The sequence below is a fragment of the Chloroflexota bacterium genome (assembly GCA_018648225.1).
GTDB lineage: Bacteria > Chloroflexota > Anaerolineae > Anaerolineales > UBA11858 > NIOZ-UU35.
In genome coordinates, this window is sequence record JABGRQ010000130.1 from 1 (window position 1) to 10,335 (window position 10,335).

Annotated in this window: 10 protein-coding genes; 8 read left to right on the forward strand and 2 right to left on the reverse strand. The window is 52.8% G+C overall.

Annotated elements, in window-relative coordinates; genetic code table 11:
* Both HN413_13040 and HN413_13045 read right to left on the reverse strand, forming a co-directional pair.
* A partial coding sequence (locus HN413_13040) for a GNAT family N-acetyltransferase (protein ID MBT3391322.1) occupies window positions 1-357 on the reverse strand: 357 nt, incomplete at its 3' end.
* Window position 358: 1 nt separating this feature from the next.
* Entirely contained in the window at window positions 359-1,297 is a 939-nt protein-coding gene (locus tag HN413_13045; protein ID MBT3391323.1) for an NAD-dependent epimerase/dehydratase family protein, read from the reverse strand.
* Between the two features lie 124 nt (window positions 1,298-1,421).
* Here HN413_13045 and HN413_13050 point away from each other — a divergent pair, with 124 nt between their 5' ends.
* From HN413_13050 to HN413_13085, 8 genes are all read left to right on the forward strand, one after another.
* Window positions 1,422-2,669, forward strand: a complete 1,248-nt coding sequence (locus tag HN413_13050) for a hypothetical protein (protein ID MBT3391324.1) — start codon at window positions 1,422-1,424, stop codon at window positions 2,667-2,669.
* Between the two features lie 20 nt (window positions 2,670-2,689).
* Complete coding sequence (gene ftsZ / locus HN413_13055) at window positions 2,690-3,856, forward strand: cell division protein FtsZ (protein ID MBT3391325.1); 1,167 nt, start codon at window positions 2,690-2,692, stop codon at window positions 3,854-3,856.
* Between the two features lie 2 nt (window positions 3,857-3,858).
* Complete coding sequence (locus tag HN413_13060; protein ID MBT3391326.1) at window positions 3,859-4,095, forward strand: hypothetical protein; 237 nt, start codon at window positions 3,859-3,861, stop codon at window positions 4,093-4,095.
* A 20-nt stretch (window positions 4,096-4,115) separates the two neighbouring features.
* Window positions 4,116-4,319: a hypothetical protein gene (locus tag HN413_13065; protein MBT3391327.1), complete on the forward strand. Its 204-nt coding sequence runs from the start codon at window positions 4,116-4,118 to the stop codon at window positions 4,317-4,319.
* Window positions 4,320-4,328: 9 nt separating this feature from the next.
* Complete coding sequence (locus tag HN413_13070) at window positions 4,329-5,354, forward strand: hypothetical protein (protein ID MBT3391328.1); 1,026 nt, start codon at window positions 4,329-4,331, stop codon at window positions 5,352-5,354.
* Window positions 5,355-5,360: 6 nt separating this feature from the next.
* Window positions 5,361-6,101: a hypothetical protein gene (locus HN413_13075; GenBank protein ID MBT3391329.1), complete on the forward strand. Its 741-nt coding sequence runs from the start codon at window positions 5,361-5,363 to the stop codon at window positions 6,099-6,101.
* Between the two features lie 377 nt (window positions 6,102-6,478).
* A complete protein-coding gene (locus HN413_13080) occupies window positions 6,479-9,727 on the forward strand; it encodes an FHA domain-containing protein (protein MBT3391330.1) in 3,249 nt (1,082 codons plus the stop codon).
* Window positions 9,728-10,335 (forward strand): hypothetical protein (locus HN413_13085; GenBank protein ID MBT3391331.1); only part of this gene is annotated, 608 nt, incomplete at its 3' end. It lies immediately after the preceding gene.

Sequence of the window (10,335 nt, forward strand, 5' to 3'; positions counted from 1 at the left end):
TGGATCGTAGGTCCAACAGATGCGCTCGCCCCCCTGATTACGCACAAATTGCCATTGAGCGCGTTTGAGAGCAAACCCCAAACCGTGATCACGGTATTCGGGGTGGATGCCGGCCATGTGCGAAACGTGCATCAGCCGCGGACCCGAAGATGTTTCGTCGATGCCGGGGAAACCAAAGACAAACCCGATGAGCAGATCGCCTTCATAGGCGCCGATCACCACGCCCCAATGATCGACCGCCGCGCGCAGCATATGCACCGGCACAACGGTGGTTTCGCTCCCCGGCCACACCAGGCGCTGTAAATCTTCCACCTGATATAAAGTTTCGGTTGATTCGAGCATACGTAAATCGGGCATATTATCGTTTCCGGCGAAATGCAGAGCGGAATAATTCGCGCCGCCAGTTACGCTCGTTAAGATAACCCAATTGATGCGACATCCGCGAAGGCATCAGATTAAAGACGCGCGGAATCGTATCGAGTGAACAGGTACGGTTATACGCCAGATAATCGAGCCAGTAGACCGAAACCGGTGAATTTGGCAGCATATATTCCACCATTATAGTGAGGGCGCGCATATAGGGTGGCGAGAAAGGCATAATTCTGCGATGAATGCCCAACTGCGCCAAGATGGTTTTTAACACATCACTCAGGGTTAAAAATTCAGGGCCGCCAAGTTCATAGGTTTGATTGCGCGTCGCATTTTCGTCTAACGCCCAGACCATGCAAGTTACCAGGTCTTCAACCCAGATCGGCTGCATCAGGCTGGAGCCATCCCCCGGAAGAAAGAAGACAAACGGCAGCGCTGATAAAAGCTGCGCCAACCCGGTGGTAAAACCGTCGTTGGGGCCAAAGACGATCCCCGTGCGCATAATTGTGGCGTCCAATTTGCTGCGCCGAATATGCTCCTCGGCAATCGCTTTGGCCTTGAAAATCGGGTACGCCGAGGCGCGGTCTGCGCCGAGATGGCTGAGATAAAAAAAACGGTCCACACCCGCATCGGCGGCTGCACTTAACACCGTTTGCGTACCGCGCACATCCACCTCCAGTAGATCCGCTTCAACGCCGCTGCGTTCCACCCCGGCCAAATGATAGATCGTATCCACGCCAACCAGAGCGGCGCGCAGACTACGTTCATCATTCAGCGCGGCGAGAGCCACCTCCACCGGAACGCCCTTAGGCAACCGCGGCGAATTTTGCGAGGGGCGAATTAGCGTGCGCACCTGATAACCCGCATCCACCAGTTGCCGGATGAGCGCCCGACCAATAAAACCCGTACCACCAGTTACAAGAATCATAGGCCAAAGATTATAGCACGCATCATTGGCACGGCACTTGCAACAGAGGGATGGTCTCAACGAAGACAGACCAACCCATTGATCAGAAAATCAACTAACCCAGATCAAACGAAAAGACGAACTCATGAACCGACTCGGCTTCCACTACTACCCCGACACACTCCACTACAGCCAGCGCGATTTAGAAACCTGGCTGCCGAGGCTAAAAGAGCTTGGCGCGGGCTGGCTGGTGTTGCAAACACCCTCTGAGCGCGCTCTGCCCGAAAGCTTCGTGCGCGGCTTGCTGGATGCATCCATCGAGCCATTGCTGCATTTTCCGCTGGCGCTGGAGCCAACCTACAACGCTCAAGATTTCGAAATTCTCTTCAAAAGCTATGCCCGCTGGGGCGTGCGCTATGTGGCGCTTTTCGACCGTCCTAATTTGCGCAAAGCCTGGGGCGGTATCGCCTGGACGCAAACCGAACTGGTTGAACGTTTTATCGACCGCTATCTGCCGCTGGCCGAGGCTTGTCTGGATGCCAACCTGACTCCGGTGTTCCCACCCCTGGAACCCGGGGGCGATTATTGGGATACATCTTTTCTCAAAGCCGCACTGGAGAGCCTGCAACGCCGCGGTAAAACTGCTTTGCTGGCCAATTTGGTACTGGGCGCGTATGCTTACGCGGGTGAGCATCCGCTCGATTGGGGTGCAGGCGGGCCTGAGCGTTGGCCTGGCGGGCTGCCCTATTTCACCCCGCCCGACGAGCAAGATCAGCGCGGCTTTCGTATTTTTGACTGGTATTCAGCCGTGGCACGCTCCGTGCTGCATACGCCGCGTCCCATTTTTCTTTTTGGGATGGATGTGCCCCCCGGAGAAAGTCAAACCGAAACAAGGTTGGCCATCGCCCAATTGTTGAATAATGCGCCCGTGGCAGGGATGGAAGCCATCCCGGAAACGGTGTTGGGAGGCGCATTTTGGCTTTTGACAGCCCCCAAAGGCCACGCAGACCAGCATCAGGCCTGGTACCAACCCAATGGAACGCAGCTCCCCATTGTAGATACCCTGGCTCAGACAGTAAAAACCACCCTCAAAAACGCCTCCCCAGCCCCCGGGAAAAATGCGAAGATCGCTCATTATCTATTACTACCCAGCTACGAGTGGGGCATCCCCGAAAAATATCTCGAATCCATCTGGCCGTATGTCAAAAAACATCAGCCTACAATCGGATTTTCCATCGAGGAAGCCGCTCAGGCGCAGCGCATCACCGTGATTGGTACGGAGAGTGATTTTCCCGAAACAAAGCTGCGCGAACTGCGCGCTCAAGGGAGCATTGTGGAACGAATTGAAGCAGATGGTATGAATCTTGCTACGCTTGTAGGTAAATACATTTAGCGGATTCTTTGGAGCCAAGCATGAATACGACAAATTCACACACCCTACCCACCAAACCCACCCGAGTGATCCCAGCCGCGAGTACCGCGCCAGTGATAAAAGTGCTCGGCATGGGCGGCGGCGGCAGTAACGCCGTTGACCGAATGTTGGAACTCGGCTTGCGCGGGGTTGACTTTGTGGTTGCTAACACCGACCAGCAAGCGCTGCTGCGCAGTGAAGCCCCGCACAAAATTCAGCTTGGCCCCAAACTCACCCGCGGCCTCGGCGCCGGCGGACAGCCATCCATCGGGCGCGAGGCCGCCATCGAAAGCCGCCATCACCTGGCCGAGGCGCTGCAAGGCTGCGATATGGTATTCCTCACCGCGGGCATGGGCGGCGGCACCGGCACCGGTTCGATCTCGGTAGCAGCAGAAATTGCCAAAGCGCAGAAGGTCGTCACGATTGCTGTAGTGACAACGCCTTTCTCGTTCGAGATGGGCCGCCGTCAGCACAACGCCATGCAAGGGCTGCAAGAGCTGCGCAAATCTGCCGACACGCTGATCACCATCCCCAACGACCGGCTGCTCTATGTGGCCCCCAAAGATTTACCCCTCGATACCGCTTTCCGCCTGGCCGACGATGTGCTGCGTCAGGCTGTGCAGAGCATCACCGAGTTAATCACCGAACCCGGACTCATCAATGTCGATTTTGCGCACATCCGACGTATGATGCACCTGGGCGGTGGGGCGCTTATGGCTATCGGGCATGGCAGCGGCGATAACAAAGCTATCAAAGCTGTCAAACAGGCGCTTGAACATCCGCTGCTCGAAACAGTGTCGCTGCAACGCGCCGCGGGCGTAATTGCCAACTTTACGGCCAGCGACGAACTCTCGCTCATGGAAGTCAGCGAAGCACTGATCTACCTGCAAGAGCAATCCAACCCCGACACCGAAGTCATCTTCGGCACCACCCCAAAAGCGCATATGGAAGAGCGCGTTCAGGTTAACCTGGTAGTCACCGGCCTGGGAGCATCCACGCTCGAAGAGGTATTGCCCGGAGCCGAGAAAATTCACCAGCGCCCGCGCACATTCGAGCGACTATCCACCAGCGAGAGCAAAGAAAAACCAGTCTACCAGGTGCCATCCATCACAACCACCGACCTGGATATTCCAGCCTTCTTGCGGCGGCAAAGCCGCTACGCAGGTTAATCATGGATGAAAAAATCCGTCAGGCGCTACACAAAAAAATAGCCCAACGCTTTCCGGAAATTCTTGCGCTCAAGCCGCAAATCAGGCAGCAACAGAAGATTGAAGGGCAAGCACAAACCATGTATTTACTAATCTATAAAACCAGCATCAAAACAGCCCAGGGCCATACCATCCCCAGAATTATTCGAGTCGTTGCCAACGCCCAGGGGAAAATCGTCAAAATAACCACATCCCGATGATTAAAAGAAAGGTGATTGTTATGAGCATATTACAGCGAATAGAACTTAGTTTCTGGCAAATCGCCATCCCCCTGATTCGGGAATCAAAGCTGCTCCGTTTTATTCTGACGCATTTTTATGGCGTATCGCGAAAAAAATTTATCTCAAGTTTTATCATTCCAACAGCCTTAACCGCAGCCCTCGGCCTGACGGCCGGATATATTGGCGGTTTGCTCATTCATTAAGGAATTCCCATGAGACGACAAACGCTTGTCTACATTTTCCTTAGCGTCATCAGCCTCAGCGGGATACTCGCTACGCCTGCGCACGCGCAAGATGGCCTCCCCGGATCTCCGGCCTTCGGCTATGGCGTCTGCTTGCAAATTAGCGGCCACCAGATCGAAACCGCGATTCAGGTTGCCAGCAATTATGGCATCGATTGGCTCACGATTGATTTCAATTGGGCCAAATACTGGCCGGATGCGAATAGCGATCCTCAGTGGGATGAGCTAGACCGGGCGATGAATGCAATTAGCAATACTTCCATCGCGGTGATGGTGTCGATCTACAATGCGCCCGCGTGGGCGATGGAGGCCTCTGGGCCCAGCAGCACCTGGACGAGTGAGCTCGCCCTGAGGCTGGCGCGGCGATACCCCCAACATTTACTCGCCTTCGAGATCTTCCCCGGCGCGAATACAGTGCAGGGCTGGGGCACAACCCCCAACGCATCCGCGTATGTCCATTTACTTCATAGTGTAGATACCGCCCTTCGTTCCGCCGGTCACCACCAGACCACGTTGGCAAGCGGGCTAAACCCCATCGAGGGCACTCAGTCGGCGCTCGGTTTTCTGCAATCCCTATACGATGCCGGCCTCGGCACGCAAATCCCCATTATCAGTTTGCGCATCCCTTCGGTAGTACATCCCCCCTCTACCTCGCCGGACGAAGTCGCCGACTATACGTTGCGTTTTTACGAACAGGTTCGCCAGGTGATGCTCGCCAACGGACATCAAAACGGGTTGATCTGGCTAACGCGTTTCGAATGGGGCGGCGGGCAATCGGCAGAAACACAAAGTCAAGCGGAGTGGCTGCAAAACGCCTATATCGCCATGCGCAAACAACTCTATATTGGTGTGGCCTCCTTCTATTGTCTCAACGATACCAGTACAGGCACAAATTTACTCAACACAGATGGCAGTCCCACGCTAACATTGAATTCATTGGGCGAATTAATTGCTTCCGAAAGCGGTCACCATACATCCAGCAGTTCAGATGGATAAATACGAATGACAAAATTACTACGCACGCTATTTTTTTTCACAATTTTTCTCGTTTCCTTGAGTCTGGGATTTCGGCTTAGTTCAAGCAACGGTCTCGCATTTGAATTGCCTCAAAATGCGGTTCCACCGACATCAACCCCAGACCCATCAAGCACGGTTCCGACATTCGAAGAAGAGAACCAACGCAATATTCTGGCAATTGGCGTCAACAGGGTAGATGGCGCTGAACCCCAACTCGAGGGCATCTGGCTGATCGTCTATTTTCATGATTCGCCAGAAGTCAACTTGATTGCATTATTCCCATCCATAGCAGAAGATAGCGCGAGCTATAATGAGAAAATCGCGGGCAGTTTTTCATTAATGCCAGAAGGCGCGCCCGGCGAGATATTTTGGCAAGAGATGGAAACCCGTACCATTCTTTTCCATAATTATTTCGTCTTCGATATGGATGCACTACAGAAAATCACTCAGCTTGTGCAAATCGATGACGATTACACCACCAATCCACCGAACTGGCGCGAAACGCCGATTGCAGCCCTGCGCAGACAAGCCCGGTTACTCGAGCAGATGTGCAGCAGTTTTCAACAAGGCAATCTGACTGATAATATTTCCTCTTTTTTAGATAGTCTTGACCCGCACACCAGCACCAACATCCTGCAATGGGAAATCGAGGCCGATTGGCAATTACTCATTGGCTTCCGCACAGAAATGAAGTGCCTTTTTCCAAACCTGACAATAGCGCCTTAGCAAATACAGCGCTCGCCAGCACAAATTATTTTCAGAAAATCAGGCAAGTTACGCCCGAATGCGGCAACTTGCCTGATTTTCGCACTTAAATACGACTTTTTTACTCTAAATAGGCCAAAAGACTTGCCTAATCAGTGGGTTATCAGTATAATGCCAGAATCATGCCATTCATCACTTATCAATTCATGTTTTCCAATATCCGTAGATTTCAAGCTTTCGCTGCGTAGATAAGAAAATATCGAAATATGGGGGAGTTTAGGTCACGAAAGGCAGCGTACTTCTCTTTTAAATCTTATCCACTGCTGTAGCGAAAGACATAGAATTATTGTTGTTTTTAGCTGTCCTGGCTTTTTGTGATTCCTAAGGAGGATTCATAGTTGAATATTAAATTGGTACTCGTTGAAGGACCATCCCCGGGTGAGGAGTTTGAGCTAACGGGCGAAAAAATAACAATTGGGCGCGATCCAGCGAATAGTTGGCCGCTGGATTACAATGCCGTTTCCCGCAATCATGCCAAATTCACCAAACGAGGGGCATCCTATCAGGTGGAAGATATGGGAAGCAGCAATGGCACATTCGTCAATGGTGAAAAAATTTCGGAACCCTATCTCTTGAATGGGGGTGAAGAGATCGGCTTTGGCAAAGCTGTCAAAGTGCATTATATAGCCATTGGCGCCACCACAATCGAAGAAATCGCAACAGTCCAACCTGTAGAACCTTTGATTTCCACAAAGGTGGAAGTGCTGGATGGCCTGGGCCGAACTACAGTTGGGGAGGTTTTGCCATCGATGGATGTACCGCCCCAGTTGTCGGTAGCGATTGCTGGATCTGTACCAAATGTTTACACACTCACAAAATCCAGGCTGACCTTTGGGCGTGGTGACGACAACGATATCATTATTGCTTCCCCGGTTGTTTCGCGTAACCACGGATACCTTGAAAAGACCGCGCACGGAGGCTACCAAATAGTAGCCTTGCCACAGGCCAGCAACACAGCCTATTTAGATGGATACCCAATCACGGGTCCAAGCGCCCTGGAAAACGACGCCAATATCCGTATTGGGGGGCAAATTCCCGGCGCGATGGTTTCGATGGTCTATCTCTCGCCCTCCGAAGCTGCCACAGCGCTGACCACAGAGATTGCCTTCGGCGATAAAACCGTCATCCAGCTTGGGCGAGCCGCCGAAAATGATGTAATTTTGGGTGTTTCGCAAGTTTCACAATTCCATGCCCAAATCGAAAAGGTCGGGCAGCGTTATAAGATCAAAGATTTGGACAGCACCAACGGCACCTTCGTGAATGATGTGCGCATCCAGACTGAAACCTGGTTATCACGAAATGATTCGGTTCGCATTGGCCCCTATCGCTTTGTGATGGGTGCTGAATCTCTGGCGCAATTTGATGATTCAGTCGATTTGCGGGTTGAGATTCTGGGTCTGAATAAATGGGTCAGCAACGATCTCAATATCTTGCAAGATATTTCGCTGGCATTTCAGCCGCGCGAGTTCGTTGTTGTTGTGGGACAAAGTGGTGGTGGCAAATCCACCCTCGTAGACGCGGTTGCTGGTTATCGCCCCGCCACACATGGGCAGGTCACCGTCAATGGCACCAATGTGTACGAGAATTTTGAGGCCATCCGCGACATCATTGGCTTTGTACCGCAAAAAGACATCATCCACATGGAGTTAAGCGTCTTTGACGCCCTCGACTATACCGCCCAGTTGCGCATGCCGCCGGACACCACCAAGGCAGAACGCCACCAGCGGGTTGAAGAAGTCATGCAAACGCTCGATATCGCCCATCGGCGCGATAACCAGATCATGAAGTTGAGCGGCGGGCAGCAAAAACGTGTTTCGATCGGGGTGGAGCTACTCACCAAGCCCGGCTTATTTTTCTTGGATGAACCCTCCTCGGGGTTGGATCCGGGTACTGAAACCTCCCTGATGCACTTGATGCGTCAAATGGCCGATCAAGGGCGCACCATCATTTTAATCACTCATGCGACCAAAAACGTCTTCCTCGCGGACAAGGTAGTATTCCTGGCGCGCGGCGGCTTTTTATCCTGGTTTGGCCCGCCGGACGAAGCCCTGGCATTCTTTGACCAATATCGCTCTGAACGCGATCGCCGCGTCAGCGCGATGGAGTTCGACCAAATTTACGCCGTTCTGGAAGATACGAGCAAGGGCACGCCGGAAGAGTGGGCTGAACGCTATCGCCAACACCCTGCTTACCAAAAATATGTCATTGATGCCCTGGGCGACAAAGCTGGAAGCGTGCAACAAAGCGCTGCGCCGCTTTCCGCCAGCACACCGGCCAATATTGAGACACGCGCCCTGCCCGAAAAGCAAAGGAAAGTCTCTGCGCTGCGGCAGTTTGTTATCCTTTCAAAACGGAACTTGCGCATTCTGGGGAAAGACCGCTTTAGTCTGGCACTCATGTTGGCGGCTTCGCCACTCATGGGGATGATGTCGGTGCTTTTGGCAGCCGTATTGGGAAATAAACCCTTCGATTTCAACACGGGCAACATGAATAATATTGTCATCTCTTTATTTTTGTTGACCATTTATGGCGTGATGATCGGGGGACTTTCTCAAATGCGTGAGATTGTCAAAGAGGGCGAAATCTACAAACGCGAGCGGTTAGTCAATTTGAAGATTTTGCCATACGTGCTTTCCAAAGTTTGGGTGGCGGCTGCTTTGGCGCTTTACCAAACAGCCACATATATGATTATTCACTTCCTGGCCTACGATATGCCCGGCGGCATACTCGAATTTGGTTTGATGTATATATCATTGACCTTAGCGACCCTGGCCGGAATGATGTTAGGCCTATTCTCTTCAGCACTTTCTCCATCCGCCAACGCGGCCCCGCTGATCGTAATCTTGCTGATGTTGCCGCAGATCGTTTTAGGCGGGGTCTTGGTACCCATGCCCGATGCAGTCAGCGGGATCACTTCTACCCGTTGGGCTTTTCAAGGCTTCCTGGGCGTTTCAGGCGTAGGCTCGGATATTGCTGCCGATATTTGCCTGACGCTGCCTCCGGAAAAAATTGCAGCCATGTCGGCTGAAGACAAGCTCGCCAATGGTTGTAAATGTTTGGGCAGCAATGTCGTCCGGGAAGAATCGTGCAATTTCCCTGGCATTGGTAGCCTCTATCATCCAGCCATTGATGAGGCATTACCACCCGGCCCAGGCCCAGAACCCGTTCGTCCGGCTGACCCCGTTATTCCGGAGGCGCCAGAGCAGCCGGTTGACCAATCGGACTCGGTGGCTGTAGCAGCCTATCTTGCTGAATTGCAGGAATATCAGACAGAAGTTGAACAAATCCAGGCCACCTCAAAGGCCGAATTTGCGGCCTACGAGGCAGAGATTGAAGTTTATAAAGCCAAAGTGGTTGCTTTTCAGGAAGCTTCAATCACCCACCAGGCAAATGTTGTTTCGTCCATCCAGCCAGCCGAGACCTTTATCAAAACCTATCGGGAAAAATTTGGCTGGGCGTTTGTCAATAAAGCCAATCCCGCAGAATATGGCGCGTTTCTTTTGAAAACCTGGATTGCCCAGCTTGTGATTAGCGGAATCCTGTTCGTTGGGATCGTCTTGCTGCAAAAACGTAAGGATGTGAACTAGATGAAACTGCGATCATTATCCATTATGAGCGCGATCCTGGCTCTAGGGTTGGCTGCCTGTGGGGGCGGGGCCAGCGCCCCGGAAATGACCGCTCAGGCGCTGGGGCAATCCATCTCGCTGACCGCAACGGCTGGAGCGAGTGACGGCTTTGATGCCCAGGCTGATCTACAAACGGCGGTGGCTCAGGCAACCGAGCAAGCCGCCGCCGCGGTTGCCACACAGGCAGCCCTGGCAGGACTCGACGCTGAGGCTGCAGCCGCAACGGCGACGGTTGAAGCGCCGATTCGGGCCGAATTGCCCCTATACGGGATTGACCCGGCCAACGGGCATGTGGCCTGGATACATCCCCCGACCGCGCTTACCGTGACGGGATATTTGCAACACGATTATGTTAACGATTTTATCGGCACCGTGGCGCAAAACTTCGTCGTTTCAACGGATATTACCTGGGATACAACAACCGGGCTGGCAGGTTGCGGGCTGGTTTTGCGCTCGAATGGCAATCAGGATGCACTAAGCCAATATCTGGTGATTGCCACCCGCGGAGCGAATGGGCATGTTGTTTTCAACTCCATGCTGGACGGCAAACTACGCAACGGGATTGATTT

Coding starts and splice junctions, on each gene's coding strand:
- HN413_13045 (MBT3391323.1), bottom strand. CDS start 1,297: ATGATTCTTGTAACTGGTGGTACGGGTTTTATTGGTCGGGCGCTCATC.
- HN413_13070 (MBT3391328.1), top strand. CDS start 4,329: ATGAGACGACAAACGCTTGTCTACATTTTCCTTAGCGTCATCAGCCTC.
- HN413_13065 (MBT3391327.1), top strand. CDS start 4,116: ATGAGCATATTACAGCGAATAGAACTTAGTTTCTGGCAAATCGCCATC.
- ftsZ (MBT3391325.1), top strand. CDS start 2,690: ATGAATACGACAAATTCACACACCCTACCCACCAAACCCACCCGAGTG.
- HN413_13050 (MBT3391324.1), top strand. CDS start 1,422: ATGAACCGACTCGGCTTCCACTACTACCCCGACACACTCCACTACAGC.
- HN413_13075 (MBT3391329.1), top strand. CDS start 5,361: ATGACAAAATTACTACGCACGCTATTTTTTTTCACAATTTTTCTCGTT.
- HN413_13060 (MBT3391326.1), top strand. CDS start 3,859: ATGGATGAAAAAATCCGTCAGGCGCTACACAAAAAAATAGCCCAACGC.